This window comes from Thiogranum sp. (assembly GCF_058323355.1).
On sequence record NZ_JBTTIO010000028.1, the window covers coordinates 12,563 to 37,078 of the forward strand.

General features: G+C 58.1%; 22 protein-coding genes. 12 read left to right on the top strand and 10 right to left on the bottom strand.

What is annotated here, in order from left to right; translation table 11 throughout:
• The first annotated feature begins 40 nt into the window (after positions 1–40).
• Entirely contained in the window at positions 41–862 is an 822-nt protein-coding gene (locus tag ACW81B_RS04610; RefSeq protein ID WP_491579040.1) for a universal stress protein, read from the top strand.
• 2 nt (positions 863–864) lie between these two features.
• On the opposite strand, the gene ACW81B_RS04615 is transcribed toward ACW81B_RS04610, so the two are convergent.
• From ACW81B_RS04615 to ACW81B_RS04635, 5 genes are read right to left on the bottom strand one after another with little or no spacing between them, the layout of a single operon-like run.
• Positions 865–1,206 (bottom strand): hypothetical protein, encoded by a 342-nt coding sequence (locus ACW81B_RS04615; protein ID WP_491579041.1) that lies wholly within the window; start codon positions 1,204–1,206, stop codon positions 865–867.
• A 38-nt stretch (positions 1,207–1,244) separates the two neighbouring features.
• Positions 1,245–3,758 (bottom strand): alpha-glucan family phosphorylase, encoded by a 2,514-nt coding sequence (gene glgP / locus ACW81B_RS04620; protein WP_491579042.1) that lies wholly within the window; start codon positions 3,756–3,758, stop codon positions 1,245–1,247.
• Positions 3,759–3,767: 9 nt separating this feature from the next.
• Entirely contained in the window at positions 3,768–6,176 is a 2,409-nt protein-coding gene (gene ppsA / locus ACW81B_RS04625; RefSeq protein WP_491579043.1) for a phosphoenolpyruvate synthase, read from the bottom strand.
• Positions 6,173–6,478: a chaperone modulator CbpM gene (locus ACW81B_RS04630; protein WP_491579044.1), complete on the bottom strand. Its 306-nt coding sequence runs from the start codon at positions 6,476–6,478 to the stop codon at positions 6,173–6,175. The genes ppsA and ACW81B_RS04630 overlap by 4 nt, the downstream gene beginning before the upstream one ends.
• Positions 6,479–6,484: 6 nt before the next feature.
• Positions 6,485–7,438, bottom strand: coding sequence for a DnaJ C-terminal domain-containing protein (locus tag ACW81B_RS04635; RefSeq protein ID WP_491579045.1), 954 nt, complete (start codon positions 7,436–7,438; stop codon positions 6,485–6,487).
• A 244-nt stretch (positions 7,439–7,682) separates the two neighbouring features.
• Here ACW81B_RS04635 and ACW81B_RS04640 point away from each other — a divergent pair, with 244 nt between their 5' ends.
• Both ACW81B_RS04640 and ACW81B_RS04645 read left to right on the top strand, forming a co-directional pair.
• Positions 7,683–8,444 carry a Crp/Fnr family transcriptional regulator gene (locus ACW81B_RS04640; RefSeq protein WP_491579046.1) on the top strand — a complete coding sequence of 254 codons (762 nt, stop codon included), beginning with the start codon at positions 7,683–7,685 and terminating at the stop codon, positions 8,442–8,444.
• 77 nt (positions 8,445–8,521) lie between these two features.
• A complete protein-coding gene (locus tag ACW81B_RS04645; RefSeq protein WP_491579047.1) occupies positions 8,522–9,037 on the top strand; it encodes a hypothetical protein in 516 nt (171 codons plus the stop codon).
• A gap of 10 nt (positions 9,038–9,047) precedes the next feature.
• On the opposite strand, the gene ACW81B_RS04650 is transcribed toward ACW81B_RS04645, so the two are convergent.
• Both ACW81B_RS04650 and ACW81B_RS04655 read right to left on the bottom strand, forming a co-directional pair.
• Positions 9,048–9,911 carry a tetratricopeptide repeat protein gene (locus ACW81B_RS04650; protein ID WP_491579048.1) on the bottom strand — a complete coding sequence of 288 codons (864 nt, stop codon included), beginning with the start codon at positions 9,909–9,911 and terminating at the stop codon, positions 9,048–9,050.
• Positions 9,912–9,931: 20 nt separating this feature from the next.
• A complete protein-coding gene (locus tag ACW81B_RS04655; protein ID WP_491579049.1) occupies positions 9,932–11,404 on the bottom strand; it encodes a protein adenylyltransferase SelO in 1,473 nt (490 codons plus the stop codon).
• Positions 11,405–11,619: 215 nt separating this feature from the next.
• Here ACW81B_RS04655 and amrS point away from each other — a divergent pair, with 215 nt between their 5' ends.
• Positions 11,620–12,684: an AmmeMemoRadiSam system radical SAM enzyme gene (gene amrS / locus ACW81B_RS04660; RefSeq protein WP_491579050.1), complete on the top strand. Its 1,065-nt coding sequence runs from the start codon at positions 11,620–11,622 to the stop codon at positions 12,682–12,684.
• A 21-nt stretch (positions 12,685–12,705) separates the two neighbouring features.
• On the top strand, positions 12,706–12,993 hold the full coding sequence (locus ACW81B_RS04665) for an oxidative damage protection protein (protein ID WP_491579051.1): 288 nt from the start codon (positions 12,706–12,708) through the stop codon (positions 12,991–12,993).
• A 63-nt stretch (positions 12,994–13,056) separates the two neighbouring features.
• Here the strand turns inward: ACW81B_RS04665 and ACW81B_RS04670 are convergent, their stop codons facing one another.
• From ACW81B_RS04670 to ACW81B_RS04680, 3 genes are all read right to left on the bottom strand, one after another.
• Positions 13,057–14,313 carry an ATP-grasp domain-containing protein gene (locus ACW81B_RS04670; RefSeq protein WP_491579052.1) on the bottom strand — a complete coding sequence of 419 codons (1,257 nt, stop codon included), beginning with the start codon at positions 14,311–14,313 and terminating at the stop codon, positions 13,057–13,059.
• On the bottom strand, positions 14,304–14,681 hold the full coding sequence (locus ACW81B_RS04675) for a HesB/IscA family protein (RefSeq protein WP_491579053.1): 378 nt from the start codon (positions 14,679–14,681) through the stop codon (positions 14,304–14,306). The genes ACW81B_RS04670 and ACW81B_RS04675 overlap by 10 nt, the downstream gene beginning before the upstream one ends.
• Positions 14,682–14,861: 180 nt before the next feature.
• Entirely contained in the window at positions 14,862–15,728 is an 867-nt protein-coding gene (locus ACW81B_RS04680; RefSeq protein ID WP_491579054.1) for a LysR family transcriptional regulator, read from the bottom strand.
• Between the two features lie 88 nt (positions 15,729–15,816).
• Between ACW81B_RS04680 and leuC the strand changes: the two genes are divergently transcribed.
• The 7 genes from leuC to truA all read left to right on the top strand — a co-directional run bounded on the left by leuC (position 15,817) and on the right by truA (position 24,452).
• The gene (gene leuC / locus ACW81B_RS04685; RefSeq protein ID WP_491579055.1) at positions 15,817–17,232 is read left to right on the top strand and encodes a 3-isopropylmalate dehydratase large subunit; all 1,416 of its coding nucleotides are present in this window, start codon (positions 15,817–15,819) and stop codon (positions 17,230–17,232) included.
• A gap of 14 nt (positions 17,233–17,246) precedes the next feature.
• The gene (gene leuD / locus ACW81B_RS04690; RefSeq protein WP_491579056.1) at positions 17,247–17,900 is read left to right on the top strand and encodes a 3-isopropylmalate dehydratase small subunit; all 654 of its coding nucleotides are present in this window, start codon (positions 17,247–17,249) and stop codon (positions 17,898–17,900) included.
• 69 nt (positions 17,901–17,969) lie between these two features.
• Positions 17,970–19,040: a 3-isopropylmalate dehydrogenase gene (gene leuB, locus ACW81B_RS04695; protein ID WP_491579057.1), complete on the top strand. Its 1,071-nt coding sequence runs from the start codon at positions 17,970–17,972 to the stop codon at positions 19,038–19,040.
• 119 nt (positions 19,041–19,159) lie between these two features.
• A complete protein-coding gene (locus ACW81B_RS04700; RefSeq protein WP_491579070.1) occupies positions 19,160–20,185 on the top strand; it encodes an aspartate-semialdehyde dehydrogenase in 1,026 nt (341 codons plus the stop codon).
• Between the two features lie 134 nt (positions 20,186–20,319).
• Complete coding sequence (locus ACW81B_RS04705) at positions 20,320–22,824, top strand: motility hub landmark protein FimV (protein ID WP_491579071.1); 2,505 nt, start codon at positions 20,320–20,322, stop codon at positions 22,822–22,824.
• Between the two features lie 143 nt (positions 22,825–22,967).
• A complete protein-coding gene (locus tag ACW81B_RS04710) occupies positions 22,968–23,633 on the top strand; it encodes an energy-coupling factor ABC transporter permease (protein ID WP_491579058.1) in 666 nt (221 codons plus the stop codon).
• A gap of 39 nt (positions 23,634–23,672) precedes the next feature.
• On the top strand, positions 23,673–24,452 hold the full coding sequence (gene truA / locus ACW81B_RS04715; protein WP_491579059.1) for a tRNA pseudouridine(38-40) synthase TruA: 780 nt from the start codon (positions 23,673–23,675) through the stop codon (positions 24,450–24,452).
• Positions 24,453–24,516: the final 64 nt, after the last annotated feature.

The following is a 24,516-nucleotide window of genomic DNA, read 5'->3' on the forward strand; positions in this document are numbered from 1 at the left end:
GCTTTTTAACAGGTTAACACATACGCTCAGGGGTGATCACATGTTCGAGATTCTACCGGTCAATGAAGAAAATGTTCTGGCGTTCAGGGTCAGCGGGAAACTGACCGACGAGGATTACAAAACTTTTTTACCAGAGCTGGAGACACTGATACGTGAATATGGTGTGATATCACTTTTTATCGAGCTCGATGATTTCCAGGGCTGGGAACCCGGTGCCGCATGGGATGACCTGCGTTTCGGTCTTCAGCACGACAAGGACTTCAAGCGTATCGCTGTAGTCGGTGATAATACACTGGAACACCTCGGCACTGGACTGGCAAATTTCTTCACTCATACCGAGATACGCTTCTTCGGAAAGTCCGAAGCAGACAAGGCATGGGACTGGTTGAGAGAAAAACCGGAACAGAAGGGCGGGGTCAGGCCGGTAATACCCTACCGGCATGTCTTGCTGGCGACTGACTTTTCCGCCTGGTCCGAACGTGCAGCACAGCGGGCGCGGGAGTTGTGTGCACAGTACCAGGCTAAACTGCACGTGCTGCATGTGGTGGAACCCATGGTCTTTTATTATGACGATTACGACCCGATCGTTGCCGGCATGCCCCTGAGTGATGAGACGCAGATCGTGCAGGCCGAGGACAGCATGAGAAAGTTTGCCGAGCGCACCCAACTGGACAAGGACGTTGAGCTTGAAGTGCAGTGGGGTACACCAAAGTGGTCCATCGTTTCCTGGGCGCGCGAGAAAGACATCGATTTAATTGTGGTTGGTTCGCACGGGCGACATGGCTTTGAGCGTCTGCTGGGTTCAGTCAGTAATGGCGTGTTGAATCAGGCGCACTGCGACGTACTGGTTGTAAAACCCTGACTTCAGTTCGTGCAGGGACGACAGATACAGCGGCGTTGGCTGAACAGCAGTTCGACGATAACGACGGCAATGTACATGATGCCTGTCCAGTACAGGCTTTCCCGGCTGGTTTCCCACAGGTAGAACACCAGCGTCAGCCATGAGGCCAGTGACAGCAGCAGGCCGGTCAGGGGCAGGTAGTCGATGGCAGATGCGGTAGAGAACAATGCTGCCAGCCCGATCACAGAAAACAGTCCCGGGATAATGACCTTGACGATCACAATCAGCAGTTCACTGGTGCTGCTTGTCTTGACTTCTTCCAGTGTGAGCCTGCTGTTACCATTGCCGGAATGTCGGTTTGCCATGCGCGGGCCTGATGAGAGGTTGTCAGTCGGGTTATTTTTCAGCTGTACCAGAAAACCGGGTTGGCCTCGAGTGGAATTGCGACCTGCGGGAAATACGGGATTACGCGGGGCGTGTAATCGCTGATTGGCCGGCTTGCGGGTACGTCGCCGGTGTAGGTAAAGGCGTTGACCGCGCCGGCCAGTGGCGGGCCGCATTGCAGTGTTTCGCGCAATGGCGTGTCGCCATCGATACCCTCGGCGTAGAGTTCGACCTGCACGGCATCTGCCGGCACCTCGTCAAGGTACACCTGTACTTCAAAGTGATGGTTGTCCCCGCTGGTGTTGGTGACGATATTGCCAAAGTGAATGCGTGGGCCATGGTGAAGCAATGTATCGTGCCACTGCTCCATGGCGGATACCTGTTCCGGCTTGTCGCGACGCCGACGATAGTTTTCTGCGAGCGGCAGGTAATAGTTTTGTGTGTATTCACGCAGCATGCGGTTGGTGGAGTATTGCGTGGTCAGCCGCGCCATACTTTCACGTATATGGTTGACCCATTCACGCGGTACGCCCTGTTCGTCGCGCTGGTAAAAACAGGGAACAACCTCGGTTTCCAGGATACGGTACAGTTCCATGGCTTCTACAACATCCCGGGACGGGGCATGTTCCAGCCTGTCACCAATCGCCCAGCCAACGTCCGGTGTCCAGGCCTCTGCCCACCAGCCATCCAGTTCGGACAGATTGAGTCCGCCATTGACCAGGACTTTCATGCCACTGGTACCGCTGGCCTCCCAGGGTCGGCGTGGCGTGTTGATCCATACATCCACACCCTGGGTCAGTTCGGCGGCAACATTGAGGTCATAATCCTCGATAAACACCACACGGTCCCAGACCCTGTACTTCGTCACAAATTCATGCCATTGACGCAGCATGGCCTTGCCATCATTGTCACGAGGGTGAGCCTTGCCGGCAAGAATCAACTGCACAGGGCGGTCGCGGTTGTTCAGCAGGCGTAACAGGCGTTCGGGATCCTGCAACAGCAGGTTGGGGCGCTTGTACTCGGCAAACCGCCGCGCAAAGCCCAGCGTCAGGGCATCCGGTTCCAGTACTTCACTGCACTGGTTGACGCCGGGGCTGGTGGCGCCACGGCTGCATTGCTGACGTGCCAGTCGACGGCGCACGAACTGCACCAGTCGTTGCCGGCCGGTCGCGCGGAATTGCCAGAGTGTTTCATCCGGCACCTTGCGCAGGTCGTCCTCGAGGTTTTCCAGTGTACCCCGCCAGCGGGACTTCCCGCAGCTTTCGGTCCACAGGGTATCGGCTGCTACAGAGTCCCAGCTCGGGACGTGTACACCGTTGGTAACATAACCGACAGGAACTTCAGCCACGGGCCAGCGCGGGAACAGGGGCAGGAAGATGCGCCGGCTGACTTCGCCGTGCAGGCGGCTGACGCCATTGACCGCGCCGGCACCGTGCAGGGCCAGCCAGGCCATATTGAATCTTTCGTGTGGATTGTCAGCCTGACTGCGACCCAGTGCGAGCAGTTCGTCGATATCGATTTCCATCTGTTTCGCCAGGGCGCCGAGATACAGGCGTACCAGTTCAGGTTCGAAAACATCGAAGCCGGCGGCCACCGGTGTGTGGGTGGTGAACAGGTTGCCGGCCCGGGTGGCGCGCAACGCATGGCGGAAGTCGGTGTTGTGGCGGTGCATGAAATAATAGCAGCGTTCGAGTATCGCGAATGCAGCATGCCCCTCGTTGAGGTGACATACCGGGCACTCGATACCCAGCGTTTCCAGCAGGCGCCAGCCGCCGATACCAAGCACCATTTCCTGTTGCAGGCGCATTTCCCGGCCGCCGCCATACAACTCACTGGTGATGCCGCGGTCACCGGGATCATTCAGGGGGTCGTTGCTGTCGAGCAACAGCAGGGTACGGCGGCCGACCTGTGCGTGCCAGGTACGCAGGTTCAGGCTGCGTCCGGGCAGTTCAATGCTGATACGCACCCATTCGCCCTTGTCGTCGCGCAAGGGTGTAACAGGCAACATGGTCGGGTCGTTGTAGGGGTAGAACTCGATCTGTTCACCGTGGACATTCAGCGCCTGGCGAAAGTAGCCGCGCTGGTATAGCAGCCCGATGCCGATCACCGGAACATTGAGGTCGCAGGCGGTTTTAAGGAAATCACCGGCCAGTACGCCAAGGCCGCCGGAGTAGATCGGCAGTGATTCACAGATGCCGAACTCCATGCTGAAGTAGGCAATGTGGCCGTCGAAGTCACCGTCGATTTCACGGGTGAACCAGGATTCTTCCGTAAAATGCGCCTCGCGGGCATCCAGTTGTTTCTGCAGCAGGTCGAGGAAGTCACGGTCTTCGGCCAGTGTCCTGAGCCGCAGGTCGGACACGGTCTCGAGTACCAGCCAGGGGTTGGTCGTGGTGTCCCACAAGGCCGGGTCCAGCTGGCGCCATAGCACGTCACTGCCATGGTGCCAGCTCCAGCGCAAATCCAGTGCCAGTGTAACCAGTCCGCGCAACGCATCGGGCATGGAGCGTGGCAGGTAGTGGCCGGTTTGCATGAGAGGTTTCTAGCGCCTTTCCGATTCGAGTTGAAGTATCTGCCGGGTCGTTGCCAGAACGGTGTCGGGGTTCAGGCTGATGGAATCAATGCCTGTTTCGACCAGGAATGCCGCCATCTCCGGGTAATCGGACGGTGCCTGTCCGCACAGGCCGGAATGCTTGCCATTGCGTCGCGCACCTTCCACCGCGAGGCGAATCATTTCCTTCACGCCCGGGTCGCGCTCGTCAAAGTCGAATGCCACCCGTTCGGAGTCTCGATCCACGCCAAGGGTAAGCTGGGTCAGGTCGTTGGAGCCGATCGAGAAACCGTCGAACAGTCTGGCGAAGGCATCGATCTGGATAACGTTATTGGGGATTTCGCACATGACATAAATTTGCAGGTCGTTATCGCCACGCCTGAGCCCGTTGTCCGCCATGCTTTTCAGTACCCGTTCACCTTCTTCCACGCGCCGGCAGAAGGGAATCATCAGGATAACGTTGGTCAGTCCCATGTCATCACGTACACGTTTCATGGCGGCGCATTCCAGGGCAAAGCCCTCGGCGTAGTCAGGATGTGTGTAACGCGCTGCGCCGCGGAAGCCCAGCATGGGATTATCTTCCCGGGGTTCAAAGAAGCTTCCGCCGATCAGCGAAGCGTATTCATTGGATTTGAAATCCGACAGGCGTACCACAACCGGCTTTGGCCAGAAGGCTGCGGCAATGGTCCCGACGCCTTCTGACAGATGTTTGATGAAGAAGTCGGTCGGGCTGTCGTAACCACGGCATAATGTATCAATCTGTTCCCGCTGTGCCGGGTCACGTACCCGTTCCGGGTGCAGCAGGGCCATGGGGTGCGCCTTGATGGACTGGTTGATAATGAATTCCATGCGCGCCAGACCCACACCGTCGTTGGGCAGGAATGACATCTTGAATGCCAGGTCCGGGTTGCCCAGGTTGAGCATGATCTTTGTTTTCGGTCGCGACAGTTCGCCGAGGTCAGTGGTTTCACGGACATAGTCCAGCTTGCCGGCATAGACACGGCCCCGGTCGCCCTGCGAGCAGTCCACGGTGACCGGTTCGCCGTCCGGGATGACAGCCGTTGCATCATCGCAGCCGACGATAGCGGGAATGCCCAGTTCACGCGCCACAATGGCCGCGTGGCAGGTACGGCCGCCACGGTTGGTGACAATAGCTGCGGCGATTTTCATCACCGGTTCCCAGTCCGGCGTGGTGGTGTCGGCGACCAGCACCTCACCGGCATGGAAGGTATTGAGCTGACCGGGGTCGCGGATCAGACGCGCGTTGCCGCTGGCAATGCGTGTACCTACCGCATTACCAACGGTAAGCACCTCACCCTCTTCCTTCAGGTGAAACACTTCGAGCATATTGCCCGTGACCTGTGATGCGACTGTCTCCGGACGTGCCTGCACCAGGTACAGTTCACCGTCGATGCCGTCTTTAGCCCATTCCATGTCCATGGGTTTGTCGTAACCGGCCTGCCGGCTGTAGTGTTGTTCGATCTTGATGGCATAGTCGGCCAGCGTCAGCACATCCTCGTCGGAAATACAGAACCGTTGCCGGTCTTCGCGTGGGGTCGGCACATTACGGGTCGCCTCGCGGGTGCGCCCCGCAGCGTAGATCATTTTGATTTTCTTGGAGCCCAGCAGGCGGCGCAGTACAGTCCGGTGACCTTGTGCATAGGTCGGTTTATGAACGTAGAATTCGTCGGGATCAACGGCGCCCTGCACGACATTCTCGCCGAGCCCGTAGGCGCCGGTAATGAATACCACGTCACGAAAACCGGTTTCCGTATCCAGCGAGAACATGACGCCACTGGACGCGAGGTCGGAGCGCACCATTTTCATGACACCAATCGACAATGATATTTTGAAATGGTCAAAACCCTGGTCGACCCGGTAGTGAATGGCACGGTCGGTGAACAGGCTGGCGAAGCAGCGGCGACAGGCCTCGACCAGCTGTTCATCGGTCTCGATGTTGAGATAGGTGTCCTGCTGGCCGGCAAAACTGGCATTGGGCAGGTCTTCTGCCGTGGCTGAACTGCGCACGGCAACACTGATGTCAGTTTTGTACTGCGACTTCAGCGTATGGAAGGCGTCGAGGACTTGTTCGCGCAGGTCGTCGGGCAGCCCGGCCCCGTAAACAATTTCACGCGCCCTTGCCCCGCGCAGGGCGAGGTCGTCAACGTTTTCAGGGTCGAGGGCATCAAGGGCGTCGTGCAATGCCTCCCATGCCCCGGCGCGGTCGAGCATGCTGCGGTAGGCTTCGGCGGTGATAGCAAAGCCATTGGGTATTTTTACACCCTGCGGGGTGAGCTCGCGGTACATTTCACCCAGCGAAGCATTTTTACCACCTACCAGGGGTATGTCGTCGATGCCGAGCGTTTCAAACCAGCGAATATACTTCGCTGCGGCATTCATCGTCTGAAGCCCTGTAGTTGTGCTCTCAGCGCTTCAATCTCTTCGAGCAGGTCAAGCGCCAGCGCGACTCCCGCCAGGTTGATGCCAAGGTCACGTTGCAGTCGTGCCGCCACCAGTGCCCGTTGTAATGCCGTTGCGCTGAAGTACCAGTGTTCAGGGGAAGGTCCGGCAGGCTCCAGAACACCTTCCTCGACCAGTTCGATCACCCACTCGGCATGTCGCGAGCAGGCCCGGCACAGTTCACCCAGCGACATCCGGGTCTGTTCATCAATGAGTACGCCATTCAGTATATTTGTCGGCATGGCTGTCTACACTCCCGGTTTGTTGCGTGGGTTGAACGCCAGTTCTTTTTCCATCTTGCGGTACAGGTCTTTTGCCGCTTCGTTGCTTGCCGGTGGCAGGACGATTTGTGGAATGACATAAATGTCACCCGGCGGCGTGCCGGGAATGCCCCGTCCTTTCAGGCGCAGCTTCTGTCCGCTGCGCGTCCCGGCGGGAATTTTCAGGTCGACCGGACCCGCTGGTGTCGGTGTTTTCACCGTGGCGCCGAGCGCGGCTTCCCAGGGAGCAACAGGAAGGTCGAGGTACAGGTCACGGCCCTCGACCCGGTACAACGGGTGAGGCTTGAAATTGATCTCCAGGTACAGGTCGCCGGCAGGTCCTTCACCCATGCCGGGAGCCCCCTGACCGGCCAGCCGGATGCGCTGGCCTTCCTTGACCCCCTTCGGGATCTTGACGTTCAGGGTACGTTCGCGGTTTACCACGTGACCACTGCTGTCCAGTTCGGGGTGGCGCAGGGTAATGGCACGCGTTGCACCGTGGAAAGCATCCTCGAGGTCAATCAGTACCCTGGCATGGTGGTCCTCGCCGCGTGCATGGTAACCACCGCGTCGATGGCCGCCACCCCGCGCAGCACCGAATCCCTGGCCAAACAGGGATTCGAAAAAGTCACTGAAATCACCGGCGTCACCGCCGGTGAAGCCACCGCCGCCAAACTCAAAACCGGCATCCCAGTTCGGTGGCGGGTTGAAGTCGGCACCGGCTTTCCAGTTGGCGCCGAGCTGGTCGTAAGCGGCACGCTTCTCCGGGTCTTTCAGTACTTCGTAGGCTTCGCCGACTTCCTTGAAGCGCGCCTCGGCATCCGGCTCCTTGCTGACGTCCGGGTGGTATTTGCGCGCCAGTTTACGGTAGGCGCGCTTGATCTGATCCTGGGTGGCATCGCGCGCTACACCCATGATTTTGTAATAGTCCTTGAATTCCATGTACGGCTCCGATGTGAGCGGCTTGTTCTCTATGCCCGATAAACATGGTGACAGGGTTGCGCTGTTTCAACCGGGTCCTGGTGCAGTCTCGATATCGCAGTAATGGTGCAGAAACAGCCTAACACTGGTTGCCGGGTTGTGTGTGTCACTTATGTGACAGGCTGGCCGGTTTTGTTGCCTGTCGTCCCATGTGCGACAATCCGTCATTCAAATCTCGCCGGAGCAGACCTGTATGAAAAGGGACATGGCATACTACACGCACTGCAAGGCACAGCTGGCCCGTTCACCGCTGTTTGCGGGCCTGTCGGACGAACTGATGGACGACATGCTCGGTATGTTCCGGCGTGACAGCTGGCGGCGTGGCGTTCAGCTGGATCCATCCATCTTCCAGCAACGCCTGTTCCTGTTGATCGATGGCCGGGTCGAGGTGACGCGTATCAATCCGCAAACCGGTCGCAGCATCACGCTGTTCCTGCTGGGGCCGGGAGACGGTATCGACATGATCACCCTGCTGAACGATCAGCCGCACGAAATGACGCCTGTGGCACTCGACGACGTCAATCTGATTTCTGTACCACTCCCCGAGGCCCGTGCGTGGCTGGAAAGGCATCCCGAATTTAACCGGAATTTCCTGCCATACCTTGGCGAGCAGATGCGCAAACTCGAAGACCTTGCCACCGACCTCGCCCTGCACGACACCATGACACGTCTTGCCCGGCTGATTCTCCGCCATGTGAAACCGGGCGGGAATCCGGCCGGCAAGGCAGAGCGCACGCTGCACCTGATCAACGATCTGCACGACGAGTCGCTGGCGCGCATGGTGGGTTCCGTGCGGCAGGTGATAAACCGGCATCTGCAGCACTGGCGCAAGCAGGGTATTCTGCACAAACGCCATTTCCAGACTGTGGTTACCGAACTGGAAGCCTTGCAGGAATACGCGGACGACACCACGACGCATCATGGTGCTGTAGAAAAACAGGTGAGGGTAAAGCCGCATCATTCATGATTGTCAGTCAGGTGACAGACCTGCTTTCCGGAATGGGTGATACTGGCTGGGGAGAACGGGTACCGAGAGGTCTGTGGATGACTGAATGCAGCACTTGTGTCGCGATATATGACCTGCAGCAGCAGCTTGAGGATTCGCTCGCTGCGTTACATGTTAACGGCTGTGACTTGCACAGGGTTTCTGTTGTCGGCAAGGGTGGTTACAGTGACCAGTGCCACTTTGCGCTTTATGAGACTGCGGGCGAAGCAAGGTTTCACGGTGAACAGGCCGGGTTCTGGAACCGTGTGTACGGCATTCTGGGTTCCGCAGGTTATTTCTGGGTCCCGGATTATGGCCCGTTTACGGTAGCGGGTTCCATGGTTGCTGTGCTGGCGTCCAGACTGGACAGGCAGGTTATAACCGGGCAGCTTCACAAGCTTGGTGTGGGTCTCTATACGGTGGGCGTGTCGGGTGACAGTGCGCTGCGCTATGAAACCATGGTGAGTAACGGGCGCCTGCTGTTGATTGTGCAGGGTAACCACGACGAGGTGGAGCAGGCCAGCGAAACGATCGCTGTCACAGAAGGTGTAGAGATGGCAGTGCACGCGGCATGAAGAAAAACACTCAGTGCAGGTCTTCCAGCATGGCCTTCTGGTAGTGACGGGTCAGTTCATGCTGTTCTCCCAGCAAGGAGAAAATCACCAGCATGGCCTTGCGGGGCAGGGCGTCATTGCAGGCCGGCTGCTGGCGATAAGCGCGCAGTAGCAGTTCAAGGGCGGTCGCGAAATCATCATCCACCATCGCCAGGGCGGCGCGGCTCAACATGGCGTGGGTGTCCTGCGCTGCTTGCCTGATACGCGCATCCAGCGTTTCTGCCGGGTCGGCCTGTTCTGCCAGCGCAAGCATCCTCGCGTGTGTGTGCAGGGTGCCGATATTTTCCTGTGCGCGAACGCTGTCCGGCAGAACTTTCACGTAGGCATCAATATCTGCGTAACGTTTTTCCCGCAGCAGCAGTTTGATGGCGGTCGCGTGTATGCGCGGGTTGTCCGGTGACTGGATGCCGGCCTCCACCAGTTTAAGTAACGCATTATCGACCTGGCCCTGCTGGTAGAGGCGGATAGCTTCGGCAATTTCCGTATCCTGGGCCGGCGGCACGTATTTATCGATGACCTGGCGCAGTGAAATTTCGGATTGAGCGCTATACACGGATTCCACAACCTCGCCGTTACGGTACAGCTTCAGGGTAGGGACACTGTTGATCGCATTGTCACGCGCCAGCACCTTTTGCGCTTCGGTGTTGATGTTGACCAGCAGAAAGCGTCCGGCGTAGTCCTGGCTGAGTTTTTCCAGCGTCTGCCACAGACGCATGCAGGGGCCGGCGCCGGGTTTCCAGTAGTTGGCGATCACCAGCCCCTTGTGTGAATTTTCCAGTACCAGTTGCGGGAAGTTTTCACGCGTTGCGTCGAAGACGTGTCTGAGTTCTGTCATGGCGTTTCCGTTACGAGATATCAGGAAGAGCAGCTGACCGAGATACCCTGTGCCCAGTCAGGTGGCTCAGCGGCATAGGACTCGAATTCGGGGTTATCATCAAAGGGATCTTTCAACAGCGTCATGAGCCGCTCGATCTCACTGTAATCTTCATCGTCACGTGCCTTGCGGATAGCTGTCTCGGCCAGGTGGTTGCGCAGGATATATTTCGGGTTGACCTGTTTCATGCGCTGACTGCGTTCTTCAGGCACGCTGCTCTCATGTTCCAGGCGGGCACGGTAGTGAGACAGCCAGCTACCGATTGCATCACGGTCAATGAACAGGTCACGCACTGCATCGATACCAGTTGCTTCCGACAATTGTCTGAAAACCCGGGTGTAATCAGCGCGGCTGCTGGCCATGATGTCGAGCAGCGTCTCGCAGAGGGCCTTGTCTTCGGGGCGTACGGCCTGTAATCCCAGTTTCTTGCGCATGAGTTTTGCGTAAGCATCAATATACAGTGTCTGGTAGCGGTCGAGTACGTGGCGTGCTTTTTCAGCCGATGCTTCCGGTTCTGCATCGATCAGCGGTAACAGTGCCTGTGCCAGGCAACTGAGATTGAACAGGCCGATGTGTGGCTGCTGGTCAAAGGCGTAGCGACCGTTGTGGTCGGAATGATTGCAGATAAAATCCGGGGCATACGTGTCCAGGAAACCAAACGGTCCGTAGTCCAGTGTAAGACCGAGGATCGACATGTTATCGCTGTTCATTACGCCGTGCGCAAAACCTGCAGCCTGCCAGTGGGCAATCAGATCCGCCGTCGATGCAATGGCGGATTCGAGCAGAGCAAGGTACGGATTGTCGCTCTCGATCAGTTGCGGGAAATAGTGTTTCAGCGTGTAGTCGGCCAGTGTGCGCAGTTCATCGTGACGTTCTTCATAATACAGGTATTCGAAGCTGCCAAAGCGGATATGGCCATGCGCCATGCGCACCAGCATGGCACCGGTTTCGATTTGCTCGCGGTAGACCTCGTCACTGCTACCGGTGATGCACAGGGCGCGGGTGGTGGGTATGCCCAGTCCGTGCATGGCCTCGCTGCACAGGTATTCGCGAATGGTGGAGCGTAGTACGGCACGTCCGTCACCACCACGGGAATACAGCGTGGTTCCGCCACCCTTGAGTTGCAGGTCCCAGCTTTCTCCATTGTCGTTGCGCACCTGGCCGAGCAGAATGGCACGTCCGTCACCGAGGCGTGGAACATACTGTCCAAACTGGTGACCGGCGTAACACATGGCTAGCGGGCGACAGTCGGGCAACAGTTTCCTGCCGGATACGAAATCGAGGAATTCAGATGTTTTTGCCTGTTCGGGATCCAGATCGATCAGTGCAGCGGCATCGGCATTAAAATGAATCAGCCGGGATTCATCCAGGGGTTGTGGCCGGTGTTCGGAAAAACAGATCTCCGGCAGACGGGCATAGTGATTGTCGAAGCGGAGCTGCTGGAGTGTTTTCATGGAGTGGATGAAGGCTGTCTGATTTCTTCAGTGCATCGATCATATAGGATGTATGCCAGTGCCTTCACACACAATCATTAATGGATTGAGGTCTGTGCCGGGAGCATACAGGGCGGATGAATACCGGAAATCCATCGCGGTAATAAAATGTTCTGCTACGTTTGGTGTAGTATGACTGGAAACTTCTTTTGGCGATGCATCCAGGCAGGTGACCCTTGACCAACCCCCAACAATACCAGCTGGTCGAAACCCGGCTTCAGGAAAAACTTTCCAACGGGACTACCCGCTGTAACCTGTGCCTGTGGCGTTGCAAGATCGGCCACGGCCAGCGTGGTTTCTGCCAGGCGCACGTGAACCGGGACGGTACCCTGTACAACCTCTCATACGGCATACTTTCCTCTATCGATATTGACCCCATCGAAGACAAGCCGGTAAAGCACTACCGCCCTGGTACGCAGGTCATGTCAGTGGGGAGTTACGGTTGCAGTTTCCGTTGCGGCGGCTGTCACAACCTGGATATTTCCTGGGGGGTGAAGGCGCTGGACGATCTTGCCCGTGGCGAATCACGCGAGGCCTGGGTGTCGCCACAGTCATTGGTTGATACGGCATTGCGGGCCGGTGTGCAGGGGATAGCCTTTACCTATTCCGAACCGGCGGTGTGGCTGGAATATGTTATTGATACCGCGAAGCTGGCACACGAGGCCGGTTTGTATACGGTGTATGTTTCCAACAGTTTTGTGACGGACGAGGCACTGGAACTCGCGGCGCCTTACATCGACGTATTGTGTTCCGATATCAAGAGTCTCAGCGATGACTTCTACCGGGAAATCTGCAAACCCGCGCGCGTGGAACAGGTGCTGCATTCCATTAAAAGGGCGCACGAACTCGGTATTCATGTCGAAACCCGGACCAATATCATTCCCGGCAAGAACGATGACCCGGAGGAACATTACCGGATTGCCTGCTGGGTTCGCGACAACCTTGGCAAGGACAGCCCGTGGCATATCACGCGCTTTTTCCCGGCCTACAAGCTCAGCGATGTACCACCGACACCGGAGGCCAGCCTGTTTGCGGCCCGTGATGCGGCGGTTCGCGCCGGCCTGACGAATATTTACGTGTATAATGACAAGGGTTGCGACTGCGCAGCAGAGAATCGCCCGGTGTCCTTTTACCTTGGCGCCAGCGAGGACGAGATACACCAGGTCAGGAAGTGTGCCGCGAGTTGTTGTGGCGACGATGGTGTGCTGCTGAAGAAATACGAACAGAATCTAACCGATTAACAACCCGTTCAGGAATTCGACATGACAAGAATGGTGCAGTGTGTGGTGCTCAAGACCGAGGCGGAAGGGCTGGACAAACCGCCGCATCCCGGCGAGCTGGGAATCCGTATTTACGAGAATGTCTCGAAAGAAGGCTGGCAGAAATGGCTGGAGCGTTTGACCACTATTATCAACGAGAATGGTCTGAGCACCGCTGATGAAAAGGCTATCGAGCTGATCGAAAAACACATGCTGGGCTTCTTCTTCGATGAAGGCGATTACGGCCAGTTACCGGCCGGTTTCCAGCAGGCGGGTGGCGGCAAGAAGTAGTCAGAAACGGCCTCCTGGATGTTCGTTTTCCGGCACTCTGCTGAATGCCGGAGTCCAGTGGTTTCAGCGTGCTGGAAGCTTGCCTTCGATATGCAACATCGGTGCAACCACAAAGTTCAGCCTGTCACTGGCTTCCCGCAGGGCGTTAATGACGTCTTCCACCTTGTTGGCACTGGCGAACAGGTAGCCTGGGTACTGGTTACCTTCAGGTAACGGTACCAGCTCGTTACCGTTACGAATAATGATATCCACCCGGTCGATATGTCTGACCTTGCGCGCCGCTTCAATACCTTCCACCCGGCGCAGTACGCCACCCTTGCGGATGGGCAGCATCATCACGCCACGGGCTTTTTGCGAGGGACGGTTGGCCAGCGGTTGTCCGATGGCCAGTGAGATCACCAGTTCCTCAAGATTGAAATCACTGCCCTGGTCGAGGATACGCGCGCAATCTCCGCCGATGGTGCGCGAGGCGACTTCCAGTATCCACGCATCATGTTCATCGACGCGCAACTCGGCGTGTACTGGCCCGGTGATGAGGCCATAGGCCTCGCAGGCGCGGGCAACATTGCGTTCGATACGTGTCTGTGTTTCGGTGTCGAGTTGCGAAGGTGTCACGTAGATTGTCTCTTCGAAAAAAGGTCCGGTCAACGGATCGGGTTTGTCGAACAGGGTCAGGGTAGTGAGCCGGCCTTCGTGCAGGAAGCCTTCATAGGCCACTTCGATTCCGTCGATGTATCGTTCTACCAGCAGGTTCGATTGCAGGAAAGGGTCGGCCTGTTCGGCAAGGATCGGTTTGACGCGTTCGCACGCCGAGAGCAATTCATCCAGGTTATTTACGCGTATCACGCCACGGCTGGCGGACAGGTTGAGTGGCTTGATGACACATGGCCAGGGCATGGCCTGCGCCTGTCTCTCAATCGGTTTATTCAGGTCGACAAGGCTGTGCGTGGGGACAGGAACATCGGCCAGCGCCAGCTGCGCGCGCGCCAGGTCCTTGCGTCGTGACAGTCGCGCGGCTTCGGGTGGATTATGCGGCAGATCCAGCGCCTGCGCGGCCATGGCGGCCAGTTCGACGGTGCTGTCGTCGCTGCCGAGAATACCGTCGAAGGGGGTCAGTTCTGCCTGGCGGAGAATATCCTGTAGCGCTGTTTCAGTATCATCCGGGTCGATGTGCAGGCCGCGGGAAACCTCGGTAATGAGGGAATGCTCGCCACGTGAGGCGATCAGTGTATCCACACCCATTCGCCGGGCGGCGAACAGGTAGGGTGCAATACGGTAGCTGCCCGGTTGGGCAACCAGGAGCAGCTGGCTCAGCCGCAACCGCCGCCGGCTGCGCCGCAGGCACCACAGGTACCAGCGCCACCGGTGTTGGCGAACACGTTCTTGAACACAAAGCTTTTGTTCACGCCCTGGGTCTTGAAGTCGATCTCCACACCTTCCAGGAAGCCCAGTGCCACGGCATCCACATAGATGTTCATGCCGTCTTTTTCCAGCACGCGGTCGTAAGCGCCCGGTTGCTCGACGAAGGTCATGCCATAGGACATGCCACCGCAGCCGCCGCCGGAGACAAAAATACGCACGCCGTTTACGGCGTCTTCATTCTCGGTAAGCGCGATCAGCTGTTTGACGGCTTCCGGGGAAACCTTGATTTCGTCGGTGAGTTTTGGATTGAACTGTACTTCGGACATAGCGTCACCCTGATTCTGCCAGCAGTCGAATTTGTCACAGTTTACCACGTTATTTGAAAATTTGGGGTCAGAGTCAAAACTCAATCCCTCGCATCTTGAGGTATATTGTCAGTCACGAGTTTTCGGGTTTTGACTCTGACCCCAAATAGTTGAATGGCACACATTTTGTGCTGATATGGTTTATGTCTTGTGTAGTAATGCCTGCAGGGCCAGCGCCGCATTTGACAATGTGCGTTCCCGGTGGGTAACAACGCCCAGTGTGCGCTGCAACTGCAGTTCACGTACATGGATATGTTTCAGTTGTCCGTCCAGCATGGTCAGGGGCAACAGGCTCCAGCCCATGCCGACCGAGACCAGCATGCGGATGGTTTCCAGGTAGTTGGTCGACAGGGCCACGTCGAGCGTTGCGCCGGCCTGAGTGAATGCCTGCTCGGCAATCTGGCGTGTGTAGGTGCCGGTCGCCGGCAGAATGGCGGGGTGTTTCAACAGCGAAGACAATGCTGTGCGCTGCTGGCCAGCGAGCGGATGTTCGTTCGATACCACGATCCCCAGCGGGTCTTCCCACACCGGGTCGAGTGACAGGTTCGGTGAAGGCTCGGGTGGCAGGGTAACAATCGACAGTTCCAGTTCCCCGTGTTCTACAGCTACACACGCGGCTTCGGAATCCATGAAGCGAATATCCAGGCGCACGTCCGGGTGTTGCCGCGCGAATGCTTTCAGCGCCGGCGGTAAACGGTGCAGGCCGATGTGGTGGCTGGTGGCGAAGCGGAGTGTCCCGTGTATCTCACCACTGAGGTTCGATATGGCGCGAATGCTGTCCTCGATTTCCACCAGGATGATACGTGCCCTGGGTTGCAGGGCGCGGCCGGCTTCTGTCAGCGACACGCGACGGCCGATACGGTCGAACAGGCGCGCATCCAGTTCGTTTTCCAGTGCGGCGATACGCTTGCTGATGGCGGGCTGGGTCAGGAACAGGCGCTCCGCCGCCTGCGAGAAGGAGCCGGTATCGGCGACCGCGAGAAAGGCCTTGAGTGAAGCAATATCCATATTCCATATAGTAATCCAAAATATGAAAAATATGAATTGGAGTTATTTGTGTTTCCGCCGTAGGATAGCCGCACAGTAGGAGGGAACGATGAGCGGCAAGACACTCTACGACAAATTGTGGGACGCGCACCTGGTACGCGAGGATAACAACGGCACCGGTCTTATTTATATCGACCGGCACCTGGTACACGAAGTCACCTCACCGCAGGCCTTCGAGGGGTTGCGGCTGGCCGGCCGCAAACTGTGGCGGTCGGATGCCGTGCTGGCGGTGCCGGACCACAATGTCCCGACCACACAACGCGAACAGGGCGTGGCTGGCATCACCGATCCGGTGGCACGCATCCAGGTGGAAACGCTGGACAGCAACTGTGAGAGTTTCGGTATTACCGAGTTTCACATGAACGACCCGCGCCAGGGCATCGTGCATGTCATCGGCCCGGAGCAGGGCGCAACCCTGCCCGGCATGACGGTAGTTTGCGGCGATTCACATACCTCCACTCACGGTGCGTTTGGTGCCATGGCCTTCGGTATCGGCACATCGGAAGTCGAGCACGTGCTGGCTACCCAGTGTTTGATCCAGAAAAAATCGAAAAACATGCAGGTGCGCGTGGAAGGCGAGCTCGGCGAGGGCGTTACCGCCAAGGACCTGGTGCTGGCCATTATCGGTGAGATAGGCACGGCGGGCGGCACGGGTTATGCCGTTGAGTTTGCGGGTAGTGGTATCGAGTCCCTGTCCATTGAGGGCCGCATGACAGTGTGCAACATGGCGATTGAGGCCGGTGCACGCTGTGGCATGGTGGCCGTAGACCAGAAAACCCTCGATTATGTCACCGGCAGGCCGTTTGCGCCGAAGGGTGAGATGCTGGAGCGCGCGATCGAGAACTGGCGCGACCTGCACAGCGATGACGATGCGGTGTTCGATCGCGTGGTGACATTAAATGCCAAGGATATTCAACCACAGGTCACCTGGGGAACGTCACCGGAAATGGTAACACCCATCGACGGCGTGGTACCGGACCCGGCACAGGAAAGTGACAGCGTGAAACAGACCGGTATGCAGAAGGCGCTCGAATACATGGCGCTGGAACCCGGTATGCCAGTCACCGATATAAAGATCGACAAGGTGTTTATCGGTTCCTGCACCAACTCGCGTATCGAGGATCTGCGCCAGGCGGCCGCGGTCGCGAAAGGCCGCAAGGTGGCGGATAACGTGGTGCTGGCGATGGTGGTGCCGGGTTCGGGGCTGGTCAAGCAGCAGGCCGAGGCAGAAGGACTGGATCAGATCTTTATCGAGGCCGGTTTCGAATGGCGCGAACCGGGCTGCTCCATGTGCCTGGCCATGAATGCCGACCGGCTGGAACCGGGTGAGCGCTGCGCCTCGACCTCCAACCGTAACTTCGAGGGGCGCCAGGGCGCCGGTGGACGCACCCACCTGGTCAGCCCGGCGATGGCGGCAGCGGCGGCAGTGGCCGGGCATTTTGTCGATGCCCGGGAGCTGGTTTGATCAGGAGTCAGACGATGGAAAAATTCACAATACTCAACGGCCTGGTGATGCCGCTCGATCGACCCAATGTCGATACCGATGCCATCATCCCCAAGCAATACCTCAAGTCGGTCAAGCGCAGTGGCTTTGGACCGAATGCGTTCGATGACTGGCGCTACCTCGATCCGGGCGAGCCCGGCGAGGACCACGGAAAGCGGCGCCTGAACCCGGACTTTGTCATGAACCAGCCGCGTTATCAGGGGGCGCAGATCCTGCTCGGGCGTGAGAATTTCGGCTGTGGTTCTTCACGCGAGCACGCGGTATGGGCGCTGGAAGATGCAGGCTTCAGGGTAGTGATTGCGCCGGGCTTTGCGGATATCTTTTTTAACAATTGTTTCAAGAATGGCGTGCTGCCAATTGTGCTGGATGCCGGGGTGATGGACCGTTTGTTTGCCGAGGTCGAGGCCAACGAAGGTTACCGCTTGAAGGTAGACCTTGAAGCGCAGACCCTTGGCACGCCGGATGGCGAGGTGATCCGCTTCGACGTGGACGAGTTCCGCAAATACTGTCTGCTCAACGGGCTGGACGATATTGGCCTGACCCTGCAGCACGCCGATGAGATCCGCGCCTACGAACAACGCCGTCGCGCCGAGGCCCCCTGGTTATTCGAAAATCCGGGGTCAGAGTAAAAACATTCAATATCCAGTATTGTCAAGCGGGGGGAGTTTTTACTCTGACCCCAAACAGGAAAAACGATTATGAAGAAGATTTTGATTCTCCCCGGTGACGGCATTGGCCCGGAGATTGTGGCGGAAGCCGTTAAAGTCATGGAGCGGCTGAAGGCAGATGGCCTGTCGGTGGAGCTGGAACAGGGCCTGGTCGGTGGTTCGGCCTACGACGCCAAGGGTCACCCGTTGCCGGAAGACACGCTGGCGCAGGCGCGCGAGGCGGATGCCATTCTGCTCGGCGCTGTTGGCGGGCCGCAGTATGAATCGCTGGATCGTCCGTTGCGGCCGGAACAGGGGCTGCTGGGGCTGCGTGCGGAACTGAAACTGTTTTCCAACCTGCGCCCGGCGATTCTTTACCCGCAACTGGCGGACGCCTCGACGCTGAAGCCAGAGGTGGTATCCGGGCTGGATATCATGATCGTGCGTGAACTCACCGGCGGTATCTACTTCGGCCAGCCGCGCGGTGTGCGCACACTCGATAATGGCGAGAAGGAAGGATTCAACACGCTGGTATACCGTGAGTCGGAGATTGAACGCATCGGCCGTTCCGCGTTCGAGATTGCGCAAAAACGCGGCAAGCGCCTGTGTTCGGTCGACAAGGCCAACGTACTGGAAGTCACCGAGTTGTGGCGACAGGTCATGCTGGGCCTGGCGAAGGACTACCCGGATGTCGAACTGACCCACATGTACGTCGATAATGCCGCCATGCAACTGGTGCGCGCGCCCAAACAGTTCGATGTCATGGTGACCACCAACATGTTCGGTGACATTCTTTCCGATGCCGCCGCCATGCTGACCGGTTCAATTGGTATGCTGCCATCCGCTTCGCTGGATGCCGACGGCAAGGGCATGTATGAGCCGATTCACGGTTCCGCGCCCGACATTGCAGGGCAGGGCGTGGCGAACCCGCTGGCAACCATCCTGTCGGTGGCGATGATGTTGCGCTACAGCTTCGGCCAGTCGGAACCGGCTGATCGTATCGAAGCGGCTGTGGGCAAGGTGCTGGACCAGGGTTTGCGTACCCCTGACATTGCAGCCGAGGGGCAGGCGGCCGTGGGTACTGTCGAGATGGGCGATGCCGTGGTGGCGGCGCTGGATTAATTTATTTCCTGTCATTGCGGGCGTAGCGCGGCAATCCTTTCAGGTCTGCCACCAAACTGACAGAGATTGCCGCGCTACGCCCGCAATGACGGAGTCAGTGACATGAGAGAACAGGAGTCATTATGAGTCGTACATTCGATGTCGCCGTGGTCGGCGCAACCGGCGCAGTCGGTGAAGTCATGCTGGAAATTCTTGCCGAGCGTAATTTCCCGGTCGGCGAGGTCTACCCGCTGGCCAGCGAACGTTCCGCCGGCAGCAAGGTGCAGTTCGGCAACAAGATGCTGACGGTGCAGAACCTTGCCGATTTTGACTTTTCCAAAGCGCAGATCGGCCTGTTCTCCGCCGGTGCATCCATATCCAGAGAGTATGCACCGAAAGCCGCGGCAGCCGGCTGCGTGGTCATCGACAATACCTCGCAGTTCCGTTACGACGACGAGATCCCGCTGGTGGTGCCGGAGGTCAACCCGGAAAAGATTGCCAACTACAAGGACCACGGCATTATCGCCAATCCCAACTGTTCCACCATCCAGATGCTGGTGGCGCTGAAGCCGATCCACGACGCGGTGGGTATCGAGCGCATCAATGTCTGTACCTACCAGGCGGTCTCGGGCACCGGCAAGGACGCCATCCAGGAGCTGGCCACACAGACAGCCAACCTGTTGAATACAAAAGACGTCAAGGCTGAGGTCTACCCAAAACAGATCGCCTTCAACGTGCTGCCGCACATCGACGTGTTCCAGGACAACGGCTACACCAAAGAAGAAATGAAAATGGTCTGGGAAACCCGCAAGATCATGGGCGACGAGAGCATTCAGGTGAACCCCACCGCCGTGCGCGTGCCGGTATTTTTCGGGCATTCGGAGGCGGTGCATATCGAGACCCGCGACAAGATGACGGCTGACCAGTGTCGTGAACTGCTGGCGCGTTCACCGGGTATCGAAATCATGGATGAACACAAGGACGGGGGCTACCCGACAGCCGTGACCGAGGGGGCAAACAGCGATCCGGTGTACGTAGGTCGCATTCGTGAAGATATCTCGCATCCCAGAGGTTTAGATTTATGGGTGGTCGCCGATAATGTGCGCAAAGGGGCAGCCCTTAACAGTATTCAGATTGCTGAAATACTGGTAAAAAACTACCTCTGAGCTAGTCTGTTCAGCGGCGGTCAGGGCTGCCAGTGGATGCACATGGTCCGGTCGGGAGAACGGCCGGGTTCGCTTGTGGATGCGAATCAGGGAAAAAAAGGGGACGTTATATGTTCAGGAAATCGGCCTTGGCAATGGCAATGCTGGGCGCATTGACCACAGCAGACGTGGTTGCACTGGGACTCGGCGAGATTGAGCTTAAATCCTCGCTGAATCAGCCACTTAATGCAGAAGTGGCGTTGCTTTCCGCCACCGATGCGGAGATGCAGGAACTCAAGGTTTCCATGGGCTCTCCCCGGGCTTTCGAGCAGGCGGGTGTGGATCGTCCACTGTTCCTTTCCAGACTCAAATTCAACGTAACCCGCAACGAGGCCGGCAAGCCGGTGGTGCTGATTACCAGCCGCGAGGTCATTCGTGAACCGTTCCTCGATTTCCTCATGGAGATTTCCTGGAGCAAGGGCCGTTTGCTGCGTGAATACACCGTGCTGGTCGATCCGCCCCTGACCATGCCTGCCGCAGCCCCTGTCGTACAGGCGCCGGCCGCCCGGGTTACTCCGGTTCAGTCTGCACCGGTTCGTTCAGCGCCCGTCAGCGCTGCACGGGTTCGCAACACAGGTCGTACACCGCAACCTTTCAACCCCGGTGAGTACGGCCCGACAAAGCGTAATGACACACTCTGGCAGGTTGCCAGACAGGTGCGTCCCGATGCAGGTGTCAGTATCGAGCAGACCATGATCGGTCTGTTGCGCGCCAATCCACAGGCTTTCATTGGCAACAATATCAATAACCTCAAGGAAGGTTATGTGCTGCGCGTACCGTCACGGGAAGCGTTGACATCGATCAGCAAGGCCGAGGCACGGCGAGAGAGTCGCGCCCAGTACCAGGCATGGCTGGCCGCGCGAAGCGGTAGTGTCGTTCGCAGTGAGGCGGCAGAAGCGCCGGTAGCTGCGTCCGGGACAGGTCAGGTTGCCACGACTGCCGCCGAACCCAGCCTGCAGCTGGTTGCCCCCGAGGGAACCGGAGCCGCCAGTGCCACGGGAAGCGCCGAAGCCGGTGCTGAACTCGAGACGCTGAAACGTGAGCTGATCATGGCTAACGAGGCGATGGAAGCGCAGCGCCGTCAGAGCGAAGACATGTCCGGTCGCCTTGCGGTGCTGGAACAACAGATCCAGAACATGCAGCGGTTGATCCAGCTCAAGGACGAAGCGCTGGCACAGCTGCAGGCACAGGCGGGTGCAGAATCCGCTGTGATCGAGGAAGCAACAACGGAAGCGGAAGCCCCGGTTGATGCTTCAGCAGAAGTGACCACAGAAGCTCCGGCAGAAGAGGCTGTTGCAGAAGCCGGCAGTACTGATGCGGGGGACACAGTCGTGGCGGTCGATGAAACGGTCTCTGCCGAGACTGCAGATACCGCGACCGGGCGTGTGGAGGGTGAAGCCGCACCGCCTGCCGACGAAACCGCGACTGCCGTGGCCGATACTGCAACGGAAGAGGCTGCACCGGAGGCCGAGCCGGACGTTAGCGTGCCCGCCATACCGGAAACGGCAACGACGCCGGGCTTTGTCGATCGTCTGATGAACAACCCCTTGTGGCTGGGCGCCGGTGGTGTAGTGCTGGCCTTGCTGGCCTTCTTCGGCCTGCGTCGCAAGCGCAGTGTCGAGACGGAATTCCAGGAAAGCATTCTGCAGGCGGCTGGCAATGAATCTGCGGTTTCCGATAGCGAAATCGTTTCGACCGCCAGCAGTGAATCATCCACTAACGAGTCTTCCCTGCTGTCGGAATTTGCCGTGAGCGACATGGGTTCCATGCGCACTGACGGTGAAGCCGATCCGCTGGCCGAGGCCGATGTCTATCTTGCCTACGGACGTTTCCAGCAGGCCGAGGATCTGATCGCCGATGCCCTGGAGAAGGACCCGCAGAACGAAGACCTGAACCTGAAGATGCTGGAAGTGTTCCTCGCCGCCAGGAACCAGCCGGGCTTTGACGGACACGCCGAGTTGATCCTGGCGCGCCTCGAAAACAGCGATGATCCGCTATGGCAGAAGGTTGCCGAGATGGGGCGCGAGATCAGCCCCGACAACCCGATCTACCAGCCGGGTGGCGTGGCAAGCGGCGATGCCGGTGATGCCACGGAAGACACGGATTCACTCAACGACGAGCTTGAGTTTGATATGAGTGAGTCTGACAGTGAAGGCACCAGTAAACCCGAGGCCGCCGCAGAAGACAAGGTGGATGAGGGGCTGGACTTTGATATCGACCTGTCGCTCGATGAAGATAAGGAGGTCAGCGAAGAAAAGCCGGACAGTGTTGAATTCACACCGCCGGAAGAAACCGCACAAGCGGCCAGCCCGGAACTGGATATCGATATGGACAGCGTGGAGCCTGATGCCATCAAGCAGGAAAACACACTGGACTTCGATATCGACAGCCTGGACCTCGATAGCGAGGAAGCGGAAGCTGAATCAGGTGATGGAGAACTGGCCGACATGGACGAAGTGTCCACCAAGCTTGACCTGGCCCGTGCCTATATCGACATGGGTGACCCGGACGGTGCTCGCAGCATTCTCGATGAAGTCATCGAGGAAGGCAGCGATGAGCAGAAGGACGAGGCACGTGACATCATGGGGCAGATCGCCTGATCCCGATATAACATGTTGAAGATAAAAGGGGCGCCTCGGCGCCCCTTTTTATTACGCAGTGTTAGTCAGTTTCCCTGAAGATTGTGTCTTGACTGTGAGGGCGCCAGGTCGCATAAACATGATATGACTGTCCGGAGTGCCTTATGGATTTCCCCGCTGATCTGATTCCTGCCGGTTTGTCGTGGCCCGCCAATGCCCTGTTCGTCATGCTGCTGTGGGTTGCGCTGCGGCAGGCGCCACTGGCGCGGTTACTGGAGAACCGTTTCTCTCACCTGTTCTTCGCCGCCTGCGTCATGGTGTTGCTGTTGTGGAACACCCGTGCCGGGGTGCTGCCGGCACTTAACTTCCACCTGCTGGGCATGACGGTGGTGACACTGATGTTCGGCTGGCCACTGGCGATGCTGGCGGTATTGCTGGTGCTGACAGGAAGTACCTTGTACAACGGCGACAGTTTTGTCTCGCTGGGACTCAACGCACTGGTGATGGGGGGTATACCGATCCTGGTCACAACCCTGCTGCTGCGTTTTGCGCAACGCCGTCTGCCGCATAACTTCTTTGTCTATGTGTATGTCAATGGGTTCCTGGCCGCCGGCATTTCCATTCTGTTCGCCAGTCTTGCCGGTGCGGGTGTCATGTTATTGAGTGACGCGGCCAATGCCGGCTGGCTGAGCTACCAGTACTATCCCTATTTTCCGCTGGTATTCTTCGCCGAGGCGGTGCTCAACGGCATGTTGATGACGGCACTGGTTGCGCTGCGCCCGGGCTGGGTGTGCAGTTTCGACGACGAGCGTTATATTCATAACAAGTAACCGTTATGATTACGCGGATCGAAATTACCGGGATGTTTCATGCTGATTGCCTGTGGAGTGGAGTACGACGGCGCTGCCTATTCCGGCTGGCAGGCCCAGCCGCACGCACCTTCCGTGCAGGCGCAAGTCGAGTCGGCGCTGTCGAAAGTTGCGGATCACCCGGTACAGTTGTGCTGTGCCGGGCGTACCGATGCCGGTGTGCACGCCACGCACCAGGTGATTCATTTTGAAACCATGGCCGAACGCCGCGAGCGTTCCTGGTTGCTCGGTGCCAATGCCAATCTTCCCGATGACATCACATTAACCTGGGTGCGCGGGGTCGATGAAGATTTTCATGCGCGTTTCTCTGCCGAGGCACGCAGTTACCGCTACGTCATTCTTGTCCGCGAGGTGCCGAGTGCCTTGTTGAGAAAGCGGGTGACCTGGGTGCACGAGACACTGGACGCGACATCCATGCAGGCCGCGGCCCGTTACCTGCTCGGCGAGCACGATTTTTCGTCTTACCGTGCCAGCGCCTGCCAGGCCAAAAGCCCGGTACGCACCGTGCACCGGCTGCAGGTCAGTCGACAGGGTGACTTTATTTACCTGGATATCGAGGCCAACGCGTTTCTGCACCACATGGTGCGCAATATCGCCGGTGTGCTGATGGTGATAGGCCGGGGCGAGCAACCACCGGTCTGGGCACAGCAGATCCTTGAATACCGGGATCGCGCCCGCGGTGGCGTGACCGCGCCCTCCGGCGGTTTGTACCTGGTCGGGGTGAAATACCCGGAGCGTTTCGGCCTGCCGACGCAGGGCATGCTGCCGGTGTTTGGCTGAACACCCGGTAAATCCCCGCAAACGCGGCGAAATCGCCGAAACAGGCCGGTTTCTGGTAGGATAC